This window comes from Hanstruepera neustonica, assembly GCF_002895005.1.
In the GTDB taxonomy this organism is placed as follows: Bacteria; Bacteroidota; Bacteroidia; order Flavobacteriales; family Flavobacteriaceae; genus Hanstruepera; species Hanstruepera neustonica.
Map to the genome: position 1 here is coordinate 180,915 of NZ_POWF01000004.1, position 17,758 is coordinate 198,672.

The following is a 17,758-nucleotide window of genomic DNA, read 5'->3' on the forward strand; positions in this document are numbered from 1 at the left end:
ATTAAAATAAGGTTATTTGTCCTTTGTCATCCAATCCGGCAGGTGGCTCTTCGCTGTCATTTGATTCAGATTTAGTTGATGTTTCTGGTTTGGATTCCTCTGTAGTTTCATCTGAAACATCTGTTTCATCAACCACTTCAATCTCTTCCGCTGGCACTTCTTCTGGAGCCTCATAAGGTAATGGATCCAATAAACTGACTTGATTGATTTTATCTTTTGTCAATTGATTACCTAATGCGCCAATACCTTTTATAGCTATAAACTCTTCTAAATTCACCTCCATATTGTCCTTGCGGTCCTTGCCACGCTCTTTAGTGAACTCAACTTCTGCCATAGGTCGCCAATCGGTTGAAACAATCTCGAGTTGCGAATTGGGATGATCTGAAATAAAGCTTTCTTCCTTACTTTCGTTTTCTACCAAGAAACGTTTTACAAAATAACGTTCCTTTTCGCCATCATAGTAAATGGCAGAAATAGGCTTTTTAGGAATCCATTTTTCCATGACTATCATATCTTCATCAAAATGGGTTGTCACTTCTGGAATAATGGTTTTAACTAAACCAGACTGTCTGATAATTAAAATGCGGTCCTCACCTCTAAATTCACCAACCAGTTCCCCTCTACCATCTACATTCAAGCGTTGAACGGTATCATCAAACCAAATCTTTCTAGGTTTTAAGGTAGAAACGCCTTTTTCCTTTAATTCAATTTTCTTAACGGCATATTTAGTGACCAAATTACCTTTGGATGCTCGCCCTTTTATTAAGATTTCAGCAAAGTCAATATCCCATTTCAATTTTTTAATACTACCAACCTGTCTTAAGAAAATAGTCACCACTTCGGCTTCTCCATTTGGATTGGCAGAAAAATACCATACCACTGAATTCTTATTGCCATTGGTCAAGTCGTACTCACGGTCTCGTGTAATGGAAGTCACAGCAAAACGTTTCACATAGGTTGGACCACCTTTACCGTCACGATACATCATATTGTAAATGGTACGTTTGTCTTTTTTCTTGAAAACGGCTACATGAATAATATCCTTACCAATGAAGGTTTTACTATCTACTTTGGTTACCATCATGATACCTTCTCTCGTAAATACAATGATATCATCAATATCACTACAATCACAGACGTATTCATCCTTACGAAGCGAAGTACCCACAAAGCCCTCTTCCCTATTGACATAGAGCTTGGTGTTTCTAATAACCACTTTGGTAGCATCTACATCGTCAAAAGTGCGGATTTCGGTCTTACGTTCTTTGCCGGCACCATATTCTTTTTTAAGACGCTCAAAATAAGCAATAGCATAATCAATCAAATTGGCTAAATGATGTTTCACTTCCGCTATTTGATCTTCTAGAGCATCAATCTTTTGCTGGGCTTTATCTATATCAAACTTTGAAATACGCTTGATTCGGATTTCTGTTAAACGCACAATATCCTCTTCGGTTATGGCACGTTTTAAATGTTTGATATGTGGCTGCAATCCTTTATCGATAGCTTGGATAACACCTTCCCAAGTTTCTTCTTCTTCAATATCTCGGTAAATTCTATTTTCAATGAAAATGCGCTCTAAAGATGCAAAATGCCATTGTTCTTCAAACTCACCTAATTTAATCTCCAGCTCACTCTTTAAAAGCTGAACGGTATTATCAGTGGAGCGACGCAGCATTTCGGAAACACCAATAAATAATGGTTTGTTGTCTTCAATCACACAGCCCAATGGTGAAATGGATGTTTCACAATTGGTAAATGCATACAAAGCATCAATAGTCTTATCAGGAGAAATACCAGACGGTAAATGCACCAAAATCTCTACATCGGCAGCCGTGTTGTCTTCAATTTTCTTGATTTTTATTTTGCCCTTATCATTTGCTTTTAGAATCGAATCAATTAAAGACGACGTATTGGTAGCAAACGGAATTTCGGTAATGACTAATGTATTCTTATCGAGCTGTGAAATCTTGGCGCGAATGCGAACACGACCACCACGCATACCATCTTTATAATCTGTAAAATCAGCAATACCCGCAGTTGGAAAATCGGGAACCAGTTTAAATCGCTTGCCTTGTAAATGCTTAACTGAAGCGTCAATTAGTTCAATGAAGTTGTGTGGTAATATTTTAGTTGATAAACCTACTGCAATACCCTCACCTCCTTGTGCAAGGAGCAATGGAAACATGACAGGTAAATTTACGGGTTCTTTGCGTCTGCCGTCATAAGATGCTTGCCATTCGGTTATTTTCGGATTGTAAACAACGTCTAAAGCAAACTTGGATAGTCTGGCTTCAATATAACGCGAAGCAGCAGCACTATCACCTGTCAATATATTTCCCCAGTTACCTTGGGTATCAATCAGTAAATCTTTTTGGCCAATCTGAACCATGGCATCGGCAATACTGGCATCACCATGTGGATGGTATTGCATGGTATGACCCACAATGTTTGCCACCTTGTTGTAACGACCATCATCCAAGTCTTTCATAGAATGCATAATCCGGCGTTGGACGGGTTTAAATCCGTCTTCAATGGCAGGTACTGCACGTTCTAAAATAACATATGATGCATAATCTAGAAACCAATCTTTGTACATACCAGTAACTCTGGTAATGGTTTCGTTATTGTCTTCCTGTTCATTTAACAAATCGTCGTTCTCTTCGCTCATTAACTATTTGCTCTTTTATTTAATTTAACCATTTTGCTCAATGACTGCTTCATGTATTTACGCTTTTTCTTTGCCACCAAAGTGATGTTAAAGCGGTATCTCTTTATAGTTTCATGACCTTCCCATTTAATCAATAGTACCAACTCCTTATAGATGAAAAAGTTGTACATCTTAAAGCCAACTAACTCTGTTTTATCACATTCCAACTTATGCTCACGATAGTTGAATCGTTCTGATAACAATAAGCCTTTGTTGATGACAATCAATTTGGCACCATCACTATCATACTCAAAATATTTGGCAACCCGATGTACTATAAAAAATAACACGCCAAAAATACCAACAACTACCAAGAAGAGAATTAGTGGATTAACCTCCATTCCCGTGATGGCATTGAATACAAATATGGATGTGATAGCCAAGACTATCATAATAAAATATACGCCAATAATAACGCCTTTTACTTTTTCGTTATTGGTTCTCATGAAGCTTCGTCTACTAAATCCAGTTCAACTTTGAGGTTATTGATAATAAACTCTTGCCTGTCAGGCGTATTCTTACCCATGTAGAATTCCAAAAGCTCTTCAATAGACATATCATCATCCAACATCACAGGATCCAAGCGAATATCCTCGCCTATAAAATGCTTAAACTCATCGGGTGATATTTCACCCAATCCTTTAAATCGGGTGATTTCTGGTTTGGGTTTTAACTCTTCTATGGCATTGATACGCTCTTCATCCGAATAGCAGTAAATGGTTTTCTTTTTGTTTCGAACCCTGAATAAAGGCGTTTGCAAAATATACAAATGGCCTTCTTTTATGAGTTCTGGGAAAAATTGCAAGAAGAAGGTAATCAAAAGCAAACGAATGTGCATACCATCTACATCAGCATCTGTGGCGATTACCACATTGTTGTAGCGTAAATCTTCTAACGATTCCTCAATGTTTAATGCGGCCTGCAATAAATTGAACTCTTCATTTTCATACACAATTTTCTTGCTCAACCCGTAACAGTTTAAAGGCTTTCCTTTTAAACTAAATACCGCTTGTGTGTTCACATCACGAGACTTGGTGATACTACCAGAAGCCGAATCACCCTCGGTGATGAACAAGGTCGTTTCCAGATTGCGCTCGTTTTTGGTATCACCAAAATGTACCCGACAATCACGTAATTTTTTATTGTGAAGACTTGCCTTCTTGGCCCTGTCTTTTGCTAGCTTTCTAATACCTGATAACTCTTTACGCTCCCGTTCTGCCTGTAATATTTTTCGCTGAATCTTTTCAGCAGCATCTGGGTTTTTGTGTAGATAGTTATCGAGGTGTGTTTTTAAAAAATCATTCACATAAGTCCGTACGGTTGGCAAATCGCCACCCATGTCGGTGGAGCCTAACTTGGTTTTAGTCTGACTTTCAAAAACGGGTTCCATGACTTTAATGGAAACGGCTGCAACCACAGATTTACGAACATCAGATGCATCGTAATTCTTTCCGTAGAATTCTCGTATGGTTTTTACTAAAGCTTCACGAAAAGCAGCTAAATGCGTACCGCCTTGTGTGGTATTCTGACCGTTTACAAAGGAATGATACTCTTCAGAATACTGTGTTTTACTATGCGTAATGGCCACTTCAATATCATCTCCTTTTAAGTGAATAATCGGATACAGCAAATCAGAATCCTTGATGTTTTCACTCAATAAATCTTTTAGGCCGTTTTCACTGTAATACTTTTCACCATTGAACACGATGGTCAAACCCGGATTCAAATACACATAGTTCTTGAGCATTTTAACGACATACTCATTACGGTATTTGTAATTTTTAAAGATGGTATCGTCTGGTACGAAAGACACCTTGGTTCCCTTTCTACGTGAGGTATCATCCAACAACTCTTCATTGGTGAGGTTTCCTTGTTCAAATTCGGCTGAAGCTGATTTGTTGTCTCTTGTCGATTCTACTCGGAAATAACTAGATAAGGCATTCACCGCTTTGGTACCAACACCATTAAGTCCAACCGACTTTTTAAAAGCCTTACTGTCGTACTTACCACCGGTGTTCATTTTAGACACCACATCTACCACTTTTCCCAAAGGAATACCACGACCATAATCGCGAACGGTGACTTTGTTGCCATGTACCGAAATCTCAATGGTCTTCCCTGCTCCCATCACGTATTCGTCAATGGAGTTATCCAGAACCTCTTTTAGAAGTATGTAAATACCATCATCGGCCGAAGAACCATCACCCAGTTTCCCGATGTACATACCGGGACGCATGCGGATGTGTTCCTTCCAGTCGAGTGAGCGTATATTTTCTTCAGTATATTTGGTTTCTTGGGCCATTGTGATGCGGATTTTTTTGAGACGTTGCTAATATACATTTTCACATTAAAAAATGAAACCGCAATACCGTAAAGTAATTAACAAAAAAAAGCCAATATTGTTGAGAACATTGGCTTTTTGAGTCGTATTTTTTTGATTGTTACACGTTAAACAGAAAATGCATGACATCGCCATCTTTTACGATGTAATTTTTTCCTTCTACACGCATTTTACCAGCTTCTTTTACTTTGCTTTCGCTACCGTATTGCACGTAATCATTATAGGCAATAACTTCGGCACGGATAAAGCCTTTTTCAAAATCGGAGTGGATAACACCTGCAGCTTGTGGTGCCGTGGCTCCCACATCAACCGTCCAAGCACGAACTTCCTTCACACCTGCCGTAAAATAGGTTTGCTGATTCAATAGTTTATAGGCACCACGAATCAGTTTGGCTGAACCTGGTTCATCTAATCCAATATCCGCCAAAAACATCTGGCGCTCTTCGTAGTCGTCCAATTCATTAATATCGGCTTCGGTACCAACGGCCAACACCAATACTTCGGCTTGTTCGTCCTTAACGGCTTCGCGAACGGTTTCTACATAGCTGTTGCCAGACACTGCCGAACCTTCATCTACATTACACACATACATAACGGGCTTATCGGTAATGAACTGTGCTGGTTTTACAAAGTCTCTATCATCATCTTCTGAAAACTCCAACGAACGAACCGATTTCCCAGCTTCTAAACCGGCTTTTATTTGTAACAACAACGCTTCTTCCTTCTGGGCATCTTTATTACCTGTTTTGGCAGCGCGTTTTACCTTGTCTAATTTCTTGTCTACGGTTTCCAAATCCTTTAACTGGAGTTCCATGTCAATGGTTTCCTTGTCGCGTATGGGGTTTACGCTACCATCTACATGCACAATATTGTCGTTATCAAAGCAACGCAACACATGTAGAATGGCATCGGTTTCGCGGATGTTTGCCAAGAACTGATTGCCTAGCCCCTCGCCTTTACTGGCACCTTTTACCAAACCGGCAATATCAACAATCTCTACGGTTGCAGGGATTACACGCTCTGGTTTGACCAGTTCTTCCAGTTTTTGAAGTCTGGGGTCTGGCACGTTTACCACCCCAATATTGGGCTCAATGGTACAAAACGGAAAGTTGGCACTTTGCGCTTTAGCATTGCTTAAACAATTGAACAATGTGGACTTTCCCACGTTTGGTAACCCGACAATACCTGCTTTCATATCTATTTCCCGTGAAAACGGGAATCTTTTTAATTAAACATCATTTCCCGATAAATAACGGGAATTTTTAGAGACCTTTCGACTACCGCTCAAGGTGACAAGTAAACGACTATATCATGCGTTTAACAGGGTGCAAATATAATTATAGTTACCGTTAGTGGAAACAAAAAGTTTAGTTTTTAAGTGAAGACCGAAGAATGATGACGGATGACGGGAAACTGTTGATTTGGTTATTTTGAAATGTGTAAATTATTACTTGATTTTTTTTTAATTATATTTAATGTTAATTATCTAACCACCATTAATATTAAAAACATGAGCTACTTGAAAACATTACAAACGAAACCTTTACTGCTGACCCTAGTTTTATTTTTATCATTTGGATTTATGATTGAAGTAAATGCCCAAGACAAGGTAATCATGCTAAACGGCGAAGAAAAAATTGGTAAAATTTTAGGTCTAGACGATAGCACCATAAAATTTGTTCATAGTGGAGAAGATTTAGAATATACATTAAAGAAATCAGAGATTGAAAAAATAATCTTTTCTAGCGGCAGAACAGAGGTTGTTAATCAAAAGGTAGCACCAGTAGACCCTTTAAAGACAGCGGCAGATAAACGTAACAAAATTGCCGTGATGCCATTTACTGTAAACACCAATGATGCTGACGTGGATCCAACCAGTATGGGTAAACAAATGCAAAATGATTGTGTATTTATTTTAAGAGATGTAAAGGCTGGAATGTATACCATTCAAGACCCAATGACTACAGATGCGTTATTAAGTCAGCATGGCATTTCACTAGATCAAGTAAGAACTATTCCTCCTGCTGATATGGCAAACATGCTTGGTGTGGAATATGTGCTTTATGGCACTTGTGATTTACAAAATAAAGGCGCACATTCTTATGGAAGTAGTGTTAACTCTTACAATGAAAAGCAAAAACGTGATAATAGAGATAAAAAAACAAAAGGGACCGAGGTGACTTCAACCAGTTCCACCACTACTATAGAATATGATACACATATTACCTTAAGTGTCTTTAATGACCAAGGTAGTAACGTGTATTCAGAAAAAAGAAACCCTTTTGGAAGTGGCACTGATGCTTACTCTGTAGGAGTGAAATATTTATTGAAGCGCAGTCCGTTTGGAACAAAGCATTAACTGAATCATTTAATCACGTAAAGCATTTTGGGTGCGTCAATGTGGCGCTTCAGATATCAGACAGATGACGGGTGATTTATTGATTTGTTTATTTGTTGAAGACGGGAGACAGTTTGTTTACTTATCGAGTTAGAGATTGCTTCATTACATTCGCAATGACGTTTTAGAGCAGATGCTGAAATTGAATTAATTTTTGTTTGCCTGTTTTAGAATAAAATCTTTCATCAGTATCAAGACTTCTGGTGCAATGGTTACTTCTATATGTTCCGATTCCTCGGGTAATCCTGTTTTTGCTGGTTGTAGATTGTGGTTGATATTGGGAATGAGTTTAGAGGTAACCTGGGTATTTCCGGCATCTTTTAGAATTTGGTCTATGGCAGCCACATTAGGAGCGCCAGGAACATTTAGGTCTAGGCTACCGCCAATTGATAGTACTGGGCATGTAACTTGCTTTAGGTAATCTTCTGGCGTTGGTCCTTCCCAAAACTTTTTAAATGATGGCCTGCCGTAATATTCAATGTATTCAATCATTATTTCTTCGTCTAGGTTCTCCCCTTCCAGTCCGTTTAACCACGAGAGATCCTTACGGTTTCGGTAGGCCACATTATAAATGGAATCATCTAGGGCTTGTCCTAATTCCATATTCAAGGCCAAAGAAATTAACGTATCATTTACTTTAGCTTCCCGAATTATTTGCTTTTCGGAATATCCTCTTGCCTTTGCTATACTGCTAGAATACAAGCTATCAGCAACTGGATAGGGTAATCCTACTGCTGCAAGAAGAATTAGATAATCCAACTTGTATTTAGAAGCCATGATTGGTACTACGGACCCTCCCTCACTATGTCCTGCAGGTCCAATAATATTAAAATCAATGTCCTTCCTATTTTTTAGGTACTGGATTGCACTCCATCCGTCCGAAGCAAAATCATCATAAGTAGCTTCATCAAAATTGCCTCCAGACTCTGCGGAACCACGTTTATCATAGCGCAATACAGCAATGCCATGTCTACCAAAATAATCGGCCATGGCCAGAAATGATTTATGTCCGTAGGTAGTATTATCACGATCATGCCTTCCATATCCATGAATGAGCACAACAGCTGGATAAGATTTGGATTTGGTGTCTGGATATGTTAGTGTGCCTTTTAGTATGATACTATCTTCAACATTTTTAAATTCAATGTCTTCACTTTTATAGGGAATTGGTGACTTTAGCGGTGTATTTCGATAATAGGTGGCTGTATCAGGTATATCTTTTTTTGATTTATCGATACAACTTCCTAATAGCATTAAAGCCATTAGAAATAGTATATTTTTCATAGAGTATTGTTTTAGATGTATTGCATACACACCATATTGTTTATACCTCTAAAGTTAGTTAAAATATTGGAACCCAGTCTGATTTAGTGATTAAGGCAAGTGTTAGTTAATTTTGGTTAACATTCAGTTCTTTGTCGATTGACTTTATTAAATCATTAATCTTTTCTCTAATGTCATTCTGGCGTGCTTCTACATCCCAATAAAATTGGTTTTTAAGACTACGCAGAAAATACATAAACTCTTTATCGGTTTTAAGTTCATCATAGTTATTAGGGATCATTTCTAGCTTTAAATCGTCAAAATTTTTGGTAGTTCGATATTTTTCATAGTTTCCATTCCACAATGCATTGAATCGTGTATTAAAGATGGTTGAGTTCGCATCTTCAATTCTTTTAACGTAGATTCTGGTTGACTCGTCCAATACATTGCTGGACCAAGAATAATAGCTGATTAGTTTATCTCTCAATTCATCATTGGAAATGAGGTTTAAGTCGTTTGATTTTAAGGCTTCAAATACTTCTGTATTTATTTTAGGCGTCCAGGTTTGTGTAATTCTTCCAAAATGGTATTTCAAGGAATCTTGATAGGGTAAATCTTGTTCAATATGATTTATCAAAAAAGAAATGGATTCTTTAGTAAGCGCGTATTTATCAAACCTAAAATTATTAAAATCCATATCTGCCATTAGGCTCTGCTTGAAGTTTTTTAGAAACTTGACTTCTTCTACTTTTAGTTTTTCCTTTTCATTCCAATTATTAATCTGAAGTGCAATTAAAATCCCTATAACCACTAAAATGATTTCGCCAATGGCATATTTTAGGTACTTGCCTGTTTTGTTTTCTGAAAGTAAGTTTTGTCTAATATGTCTAAAGAATTTTATCATGGTTAGTGGTTGTGCTTTCGTTATTTTTTAGAGGTCAGACAGATACATAGTCAATAGTTTTAGTAATTCCGCATTTTTTTCTTGTAAAACTTTTAGTTCATTATTTACACCAAAGGCGTAATTAGCCATAACGCTATTCCTTAACTCATCATTTTTTAAAGCATTTACTATGTCTGGTTCAATTGCATTTTTTAATGACTCTTTATCAAATACATTGGGAATTTTGAATGCCAATTTTCTCAACTCGAACCTGTTACGTTCATAGTATGCTTGGTCACCATTTATAAACTCTTGGTAAGTATTATACAGTTCAATAATTTTCTTTCTAATATCTTGTTTTTCAATCAAACTAACTCCACCAGCACTCCTCATTTCGTCAATTGTGGCAGTATTTGGCACGAATCCAACAGGCATTCCCCATTGGATTGCAAAGAAGTAAGCAATAGAATCTTTGGAAAACTGATATCCATCAAAATACTCGTACAATTTTTCTTTTCTTCGAACTTGCTCATTTGACATTGTTTTGAGATCACTCACAGCGATAGAGTCTGATTTAAGATCATTTATAAGTCCTGCCAAATAGTGTTTTTCTAACTTTCTGTCATTTCTATCATTATTCCAGTTATTAATCTGTAGCGCAATTAGAATACCAATAACGACCAGAATGATTTCTCCAATGGCATATTTTAGGTATTTGCCTGTTTTGTTTTCTGAAAGTAAATTTTGTCTAATCTTTCTAAAGAATTTTATCATTTTGTTTGTCATTTCGACATGAGGAAACGAAGTGACGATTGAGAAATCTCATAATGAGATGTCTCGACTCCGCTCGACATGACAGTTTTTGTATTTTTAAAGAGTTTTATCATGTGTTAATTATGGTTAACTTTCAGTTCATCGTTAATTCTTTTAATGACTGCGTCTATTTTTTCAATGGTTTTTACCTCTTCATTCACTTTTAAGCTTCTGGTGAATAGTATGACTTGTAGGGTTTTCAGGAGGTCGTTGTCATTTAAAAACTGCTCATAGTTTTTTACTTTTAATTTGTAGACCATGATGGTGTCTGTATGCTTAAAGCCCAAGTGCATGGTGTCGGTAGTATCGGCAAATAGATATTTGTCCTGAAATGGATATAGGCTCTTTCTAAAATCGAAATTGGTATCTTTCATTTCTAGTTCATTTTCCAAGCGTTTGAGATCCAGTTGAAATAGATTGGTGATGGCAATGCGCAGACTATCATTTGACAAAGTGTTTAACCCCATGTTTTTAAGGTTTTCAAAAGCACTTGTTTTGGGGATGATTTGAAAGTCGTCACTGGATTCTGTAAATAGATTATATATAGTTTGAGAATATGGTTTTTTGTCGTGAATAGCAAATATCAATTCTTGATTGACTTTTATTACTTTTTTATGCTTTGCAATGGTTTCTTCAATATCACTTTTGGTTTGTAGTAAGTCGTTTTTAAGCTCGTTGTAAATTTGTGCTTCTCTGACTTTTACTTTTCGGTTTTCGTTCCAGTTGTTGATTTGTAGTGCAATTAAAATCCCTATAACAACAAGTACAATTTCGCCAATGGCATATTTTAGGTATTTACCCATTTGATTTTGGTTTATTAGTGAGCGACGTATATGACGGAAGAATTTTATCATGGGTTGGATGTGCTTTCGTTATTTCTTAATTCTTTCGTCTAGCATTGGAAGAATATGCTGAATCTGTTTTGCAGCATACTGTAATTGTTCTAATGTGCTTTCTTCGTTTTTGATATTTACTTTGAGCATAGTAAGAAAATATTGATCGGACTTGAGGTGTTCATAATCTGTGGGCACACCTTGTTTGCTCCAACTATAGTCGCGAAAATAGCTGCGAACATAGGGGAGGAATACCTTAATGAATTCAAAGTCGTCGTCTGCGGTATCATCAAGTATCTTTTTTATAGAATTGGTATAGTAGCTTATTAATGCATTTCGTAGTTTTTGATTTTTTAACCGCTCTAATCCGAATTTTTTCATCAATTGATAACCATTGTCAACAAGTACTATGCGTCTGGCTAGCATGACTCTTCCAAGGTGATAGTTAATGGAGTCATATGGAATATTATTATTTTCTAGTTCATGGATAACTCTATATTGGATATTGATATCCTCCACCTTTTTAATACGGGTTTCACGAATGCTTAAACTATCGCTAATTAGATTACTACGTATCTCTGCGAGTGTTTTCACTACTTCAAAGTCAACTTTCCTTTCTTCATTCCAGTTATTAATCTGGAGCGCAATCAAAATACCAATAACCACCAAAATGATTTCTCCAATGGCATATTTTAGGTATTTTCCTGTTTTGTTTTCACTCATAAGGTTGTAGCGTATGTGTCTGAAAAACTTAATCATATTAACAGTGTTTGTCAGGTCGAGCGGAGTCGAGACCTATTTTGCTATTTAAATTTTTAGAATGTGTTTCATTTCGGCATTGTGCTAATAATTGTAATAAATCGTACTCTTTATTTGCTAAAGCCAATTTCTTTTTTGCGCTCCATTTTTTAATTTTCTTTTCAAAAAAGATAGCCTGCTCAGCATCATTGAACTCTTGATTAAAAATGAGCTTTAAAGGCCTCCTTTTATATGTAAAGCATGTTTTGTTTAAGCCCTTGTTGTGTTCTTCCATTCGTCTTGATAAATTATTGGTGACTCCTGTGTATGTTAACCCATCAGAACAAAGCAGTATATAAACATAGTATAATTTCATTGTATAGTTTTTTTATTGAGGTCTCGACTCCGCTCGACCTGACATTCCCCGACTCCGATCGACCTGACAGTTTTTGTATTTCTAGAGAATTTTATCATGGGTTGGTTGGTTATAATAAGACACAGGATGTAGTGCTTTGGTTATTATTTATTTTAGATTTAATTCCTTCTTTATTTGTTGTTGTAATTCCATATTTTCATTTATCCCTATCTGGTACATCCTATTCATGTATTTATAAAATAATATTGCTTGAGTAAGCGCTTCATGAAAATAAACATTATTCTGTAAATCCTGTATGTTATGAGGCTCTCCAAAAAGTTGGCCATCTTTATAAGTTGTTTTAATATTCAAATAAACTTGACTTTCATGTAATTCTCTAATTATTTCATAATCTGTTCTCAAATCTTCAGTAACATAGTAATATTTAAAATCATACAATTCTGAAATAGCAATCCTAAGCGAGTCGTTTTTTATGATATCAACACCTCTTGTTTTTAGGTTTTCATAAGCAACAGTTATGGGTTCAAAATTTCCTCTACCGTTTAATGTTCCGTAAAATAATTTTAATGAATCTGTTATTGATGTTTTCTGCATTAAATGATCTATAACTTCTTTATTTGCTTTTTCCTTATTTAGGTTAAAACTAATTTTTGAATTTAGGTTTACGACATCCTTTTTAAGATTTACTAAAATTTCTTTAAGAATACTTGTTTCTAGCTTGCTCTCTATTCTTTGGTTATTCCAGTTGTTAATCTGGAGCGCAATTAGAATACCAATAACCACCAGAATGATTTCTCCAATGGCGTATTTAAAATATTTGCTGGTTTTATTTTCCATGAGGAGTGATTTACGTATGTGTCTGAAAAACTTAATCATTATTCAACTGGATGCATATTAGATATTTTCTCTTTCAATATTTGAGTAGCTTCAATTAACATCTTACATTTAAGTAAATTGATTTCTTGAGTGGTTTTCATTTCATTAAGGCCAACTTGAAAGTCTTGATATTTTTCCGAAGTGTTATCAAAATACCAAGGATAATTGTTGATATTAAAATTTATTGAGTCCATTTTATAATCTAGGCGTAATTTTAAAAACCCTTTTTCCATCCTGTATGAGGCTGCTTCTGAAACAGCTGCATTACCAGAATTATAATTATCTTCTCTTTCACATAGTTTATAATAGTCTATGATGGCGGTTATTAAACTATCTGAACCTAAAGAATATAACTTACCTGTATTTATTAGCTCTTCATAGGTACTATTGTTTAAAGATAATTTTGACCCGCCTGCATCAAGATTGGCAGATAAAATATAAGCCAAATGATCTTCTTTCAAACCTTTGTATGTTAATTTTAAAAGGGAGTCACAATTGGTAACAGCGGTTTCAAGACTTACCCAACCATTTGAGCCATTATTAATTAATAAATTTAACCGCTTGGTGTTTTGGTCTAACTCAATCATTAGTTTTTTTAGATAAACTTGATTGTCATTTTTTAGCTGATGTGCCTTATTCCAATTATTAATCTGTAATGCTATTAAAATTCCAATTACGACAAGAATAATTTCTCCGACGGCATATTTTAGGTATTTGCTGGTTTTATTCTCCATGAGGAGTGATTTACGGATGTTTCTAAAGAATTTAATCATATTTCACGCATTTTAATTTTGAGCTTTCCGCAAGTGGCTATCTTTAAATAAGTATAAGTTATCCGCTAACGCGGGTGCCTCCATCGAACGTCTACTAGACGCTCGGTTTTGCATGGCAAAACTACATTGCGGCAATATCATGGGTTGGTTGGTCTTACGTTATTGACAATTTTTGGCTTGTAACAATTTTAGAGGTTCTTGCATTTCAGTTTTTAAATTTGCTAAATGTTGTTTTTGCCTAACAAGCATGGCTACAAAAAAAACCAGATTGTCTTGAAACTTTAAAAATAATGGGTTATCAGGCTCATTGTTCCAGTTGTTTTTTGGCAATAGGTCTAAATGTTCTTTGTCAAGAGTTTTATTGAGATAATCTATATCTTGAAAGCCAAAATTTGTTGCTGAATCAAACTCACTCATTCTGCTAATAATTTCATTCCTGTTCTCTTGCAGTAGATTTAAAATATTATTCAAAAAGGTACTATGCCGAATCAGTCTGTTTTTTAGTTCTAAATCTGTTAACAGCTTTAATTGGCCAGAGGATGTAATCTCTTCAAAAGCAATATTGCTGGGTACAAAAACGTCTTGTCTTAAGGCCAAAACAAATTTATTGAGTATGTCACTCCTCTTGTTTGGTATGGTGTTTAAATCTAATAGCAGCTCTTTACATAGCTTTATTTTATGAGTTGTGAGCTCCGTGGTTTCATCAATTAATTTTTCATTGAGTTCAAAATCGTCTAAAATTCTACAGTAATAGTCTGCTTCTGTAATCCTATTTTTTCGGTTTTCGTTCCAGTTGTTTATTTGTAATGCAATTAGAATTCCTATAACGACTAATAGAATCTCGCCTATAGCGTATTTAAAGTATTTGCCCATTTGGTTTTGGTTAATTAGTGATCGACGTATATGACGGAAGAATTTTATCATGGGATGGTTGTTTATGTTTTGGTTATTCTTCTAATTGGCCTTCTATCATTATTTTTAATTCTGACAAAGTAGTTTTGATTTGTTTTAATCGGGAATTAAACTCCTGATACTTTTGACGTTCTAAATCAAAAACCCATAGAAAATCTTGATTATTCAGGATATCGTCGACTTTTAAATCAAAATGTATATGTTTTCTTCCATCTTCATGGACCACTCGTTTTAATTTCAAAAATTTATGTTGCAATTCAGAAATTTCAGATTTGTTTTGATTGTAAAAATCATTTGAAAAAAACGTGTAGATTGGTAATTCAGCAGTGTAAGCGTTATTAATTGCTGTTCGTAAAGAATCGTTACTAATTATATCTAAACCATTTGATTTTAGAGCTTCAAAGGGTCCGCTATCAAATCTCATAAAAACGTCTTGTCCTAATTTTGTATAAAAATCTAGAAAAAGAGAATCTGGAATTATTCCTTTATCAAAAATATAATTCTGTAAGCTATCTAATCCACTTTTTTTTCTTTCAAGTCTTGGAATTAGAAAATCTTCATATGCCTTAAGATCACTATTAATTGAATTACGAAGCTCTTTTAAAATCAATTGCTCTTTTTTATTTGCTTTTCTACCCTCATTCCAATTATTTATTTGTAAAGCAATCAAAATCCCTATAACAACAAGCACAATTTCGCCAATGGCATACTTTAGATATTTGCCTGTTTTGCCTTCTGATAGTAAATTTTGTCTAATCTTTCTAAAGAATTTTATCATAGGTTGGTTGGTTATGCTTTTTAATTTTGACTTTCATTTAGTTCAGTCTTTATCAATTGAATAATAGATACTATTTCGTTGTGAAGATTTTTTCTATACCCTAATGCTTCATTCGTCAGAACAGCTTTAATTCCCATTAAGTTACGTACTTTTGGTTGTGCCATAATTTGGATATAGTCATTTTGGGTACCTAATGAAATATTATAATCAGGCATTTTAAATTTTAAAAGTTGAAGGAAATTAACATTTTCCACGCATATTTCATCAATCCTGATTTGATGAACATTCATCCTATCTTGTATTAGCTTATCTAAATTATAAATATTAGCCTCTAAAATGCTTAATCGGTCTCGAATAGAATCGTTTTGAACAATGGCTATTTTTCCTGCATTTTTTAAATCGGAATACGTATTAATTACAGGGATTTTTATTTCAAAGTCCCAAAACGCCTTGTTAAAATATTCTATCGTTCTACCATTATTATTTAAGATTGTTTTTATGGAATCATTATGTAATACCGTTTGGATAACATCAAGATAATTTTGCTCACTATTAATGTATTGAGATGAATACGCTTTTGCAGAATTTAAATCTTCAAGTAATACATTCAGAATTTCTTTTTCAACTTTTTTAGTTTGTCTAGTCTCATTCCAATTATTAATCTGAAGGGCAATGAGAATACCGATAACCACCAGAATAATCTCACCAATAGCGTATTTTAGGTACTTGCCTGTTTTACCCTCTGATAGTAAATTTTGTCTAATCTTTCTAAAGAATTTTATCATAGGTTGGTTGGTTAACTGTTAATGGTGTGGATTTGTTTATTTGTTCATAATGAGATTGTTGTCAAGGTGAGATATGATTTGTTTGAAACTGAATAGCCTTTATAAAATTATATTTTAAAATGGAAGACCAGTTATTTCAAGATTTAAATCTCTTGATAATTTTTCACGCAAGTGCCTATCTAACCTATGATCTTCTTTAATGATAGAGGCAATTTTTGTATAATTTGAAAATATCTTGTAATAGTTAAAACGCTCAATTTGAAGAGCATCATTAATTTTAGAAACACCTTTTCTAAACTCAAATTCTTTATCATCTATTTTTGACCATGCCACATCAAATTCTACATTTTCAAGAGACAAAACAAAATCTGGATTTAATATAGTGTCCATACAATATTTAACGAATTCTTCCAATTCTAATTCTTTAATATCAAAATTATTCTTAAAACTAATATTATCAATAAACTGATCTGCGAAAAACTCAACTAAAATTTCATTCTGCTTAAATATAACATCCTCAAAACTATTATCTTGAATTACATTTTTACCAACAGCTACTAGCATTTCATTCATTCTCTTTGATATATTTTTTAATTCAGATACTGAATCCAATAGCTTTTCATCCTCTTTTAAATCTTGTAAATTTTTAAGATACAGATACAACATGCCCGCTATTTGATTACCTAAATACCCCTCGATATCCTCTACTTTTTCAAAGGTTTTGATAGCCATTCCTTTTATTGAGCTTATAAACCTAAAAACATTAATATCATCAACATGTGCGAATTTAAAGTTATGCTCATTATCAAAAAATCCTTTGTTTTTATTATAAGTATGAAATTCAGCGTAAACATTTTTTTCAATAAAAATAAAAACAGGAATATTTAGCTTTTGAGCCGTTTCAAATTCTTTTCTGGTAATTGATATATACTCTTTATTATATGCTTCCTTTTTTTCTTCAATATTATCTCCGGATATTATTGAGCCATATCTTCCACCAATTATTAAAACCATCATATGACACAATTTAACCTCATTATAACATGATATATCTAAAGGTTTATTGTGTTCAAATACAACATTGTCACTTTCAAATAATACTGGTTCGAAATAGTAATTTTCAATAAATCTTTCTAATCTTTCTCTTACGTGTTTCAAGTCAAAATATGTTGAACTTAAAAATATTCTTGGTTTCATTAATTTTTGTATTTAAAATTAACTTAAGTTAAACTTAATTAACTAGACTAAAATACTCTAAATCAATTATAAATAGAGACAA

At 34.4% G+C, this 17,758-nt stretch carries 17 protein-coding genes; 1 reads left to right on the forward strand and 16 read right to left on the reverse strand.

What is annotated here, in order from left to right; genetic code table 11:
• Position 1: 1 nt before the first annotated feature.
• The 4 genes from C1T31_RS08975 to ychF all read right to left on the reverse strand — a co-directional run bounded on the left by C1T31_RS08975 (position 2) and on the right by ychF (position 6,246).
• Complete coding sequence (locus C1T31_RS08975; RefSeq protein WP_103052152.1) at positions 2 to 2,671, reverse strand: DNA gyrase/topoisomerase IV subunit A; 2,670 nt, start codon at positions 2,669 to 2,671, stop codon at positions 2 to 4.
• On the reverse strand, positions 2,671 to 3,156 hold the full coding sequence (locus C1T31_RS08980) for a hypothetical protein (RefSeq protein ID WP_103052153.1): 486 nt from the start codon (positions 3,154 to 3,156) through the stop codon (positions 2,671 to 2,673). The genes C1T31_RS08975 and C1T31_RS08980 overlap by 1 nt, the downstream gene beginning before the upstream one ends.
• The gene (locus C1T31_RS08985) at positions 3,153 to 5,012 is read right to left on the reverse strand and encodes a DNA topoisomerase IV subunit B (protein WP_103052154.1); all 1,860 of its coding nucleotides are present in this window, start codon (positions 5,010 to 5,012) and stop codon (positions 3,153 to 3,155) included. The genes C1T31_RS08980 and C1T31_RS08985 overlap by 4 nt, the downstream gene beginning before the upstream one ends.
• Before the next feature lie 139 nt (positions 5,013 to 5,151).
• Positions 5,152 to 6,246, reverse strand: coding sequence for a redox-regulated ATPase YchF (gene ychF, locus C1T31_RS08990; protein ID WP_103052155.1), 1,095 nt, complete (start codon positions 6,244 to 6,246; stop codon positions 5,152 to 5,154).
• Positions 6,247 to 6,570: 324 nt separating this feature from the next.
• Between ychF and C1T31_RS08995 the strand changes: the two genes are divergently transcribed.
• Positions 6,571 to 7,410 (forward strand): hypothetical protein, encoded by an 840-nt coding sequence (locus tag C1T31_RS08995; RefSeq protein ID WP_207764271.1) that lies wholly within the window; start codon positions 6,571 to 6,573, stop codon positions 7,408 to 7,410.
• A gap of 186 nt (positions 7,411 to 7,596) precedes the next feature.
• Here C1T31_RS08995 and C1T31_RS09000 read toward each other — a convergent pair whose 3' ends face one another.
• The 12 genes from C1T31_RS09000 to C1T31_RS09055 all read right to left on the reverse strand — a co-directional run bounded on the left by C1T31_RS09000 (position 7,597) and on the right by C1T31_RS09055 (position 17,676).
• Complete coding sequence (locus tag C1T31_RS09000; RefSeq protein WP_103052157.1) at positions 7,597 to 8,733, reverse strand: alpha/beta hydrolase family protein; 1,137 nt, start codon at positions 8,731 to 8,733, stop codon at positions 7,597 to 7,599.
• 106 nt (positions 8,734 to 8,839) lie between these two features.
• Positions 8,840 to 9,616 (reverse strand): DUF6090 family protein, encoded by a 777-nt coding sequence (locus tag C1T31_RS09005; RefSeq protein ID WP_103052158.1) that lies wholly within the window; start codon positions 9,614 to 9,616, stop codon positions 8,840 to 8,842.
• Positions 9,617 to 9,643: 27 nt separating this feature from the next.
• Positions 9,644 to 10,369 (reverse strand): DUF6090 family protein, encoded by a 726-nt coding sequence (locus C1T31_RS09010; RefSeq protein ID WP_103052159.1) that lies wholly within the window; start codon positions 10,367 to 10,369, stop codon positions 9,644 to 9,646.
• A 116-nt stretch (positions 10,370 to 10,485) separates the two neighbouring features.
• Positions 10,486 to 11,211, reverse strand: a complete 726-nt coding sequence (locus C1T31_RS09015; protein WP_165780090.1) for a DUF6090 family protein — start codon at positions 11,209 to 11,211, stop codon at positions 10,486 to 10,488.
• Between the two features lie 69 nt (positions 11,212 to 11,280).
• The gene (locus tag C1T31_RS14140) at positions 11,281 to 12,000 is read right to left on the reverse strand and encodes a DUF6090 family protein (protein ID WP_207764272.1); all 720 of its coding nucleotides are present in this window, start codon (positions 11,998 to 12,000) and stop codon (positions 11,281 to 11,283) included.
• Position 12,001: 1 nt separating this feature from the next.
• Positions 12,002 to 12,355, reverse strand: coding sequence for a GIY-YIG nuclease family protein (locus C1T31_RS09025; RefSeq protein WP_103052161.1), 354 nt, complete (start codon positions 12,353 to 12,355; stop codon positions 12,002 to 12,004).
• 147 nt (positions 12,356 to 12,502) lie between these two features.
• Positions 12,503 to 13,192, reverse strand: a complete 690-nt coding sequence (locus tag C1T31_RS09030) for a DUF6090 family protein (RefSeq protein ID WP_103052162.1) — start codon at positions 13,190 to 13,192, stop codon at positions 12,503 to 12,505.
• Between the two features lie 38 nt (positions 13,193 to 13,230).
• Positions 13,231 to 13,965 carry a DUF6090 family protein gene (locus tag C1T31_RS09035; protein ID WP_103052163.1) on the reverse strand — a complete coding sequence of 245 codons (735 nt, stop codon included), beginning with the start codon at positions 13,963 to 13,965 and terminating at the stop codon, positions 13,231 to 13,233.
• Between the two features lie 198 nt (positions 13,966 to 14,163).
• Positions 14,164 to 14,877 (reverse strand): DUF6090 family protein, encoded by a 714-nt coding sequence (locus tag C1T31_RS09040; protein ID WP_207764274.1) that lies wholly within the window; start codon positions 14,875 to 14,877, stop codon positions 14,164 to 14,166.
• 73 nt (positions 14,878 to 14,950) lie between these two features.
• Positions 14,951 to 15,694 (reverse strand): DUF6090 family protein, encoded by a 744-nt coding sequence (locus C1T31_RS14145; protein ID WP_207764273.1) that lies wholly within the window; start codon positions 15,692 to 15,694, stop codon positions 14,951 to 14,953.
• A 20-nt stretch (positions 15,695 to 15,714) separates the two neighbouring features.
• Complete coding sequence (locus tag C1T31_RS09050; RefSeq protein ID WP_103052165.1) at positions 15,715 to 16,479, reverse strand: DUF6090 family protein; 765 nt, start codon at positions 16,477 to 16,479, stop codon at positions 15,715 to 15,717.
• A 114-nt stretch (positions 16,480 to 16,593) separates the two neighbouring features.
• On the reverse strand, positions 16,594 to 17,676 hold the full coding sequence (locus C1T31_RS09055) for a DUF4062 domain-containing protein (protein WP_103052166.1): 1,083 nt from the start codon (positions 17,674 to 17,676) through the stop codon (positions 16,594 to 16,596).
• Between the last annotated feature and the right edge of the window lie 82 nt (positions 17,677 to 17,758).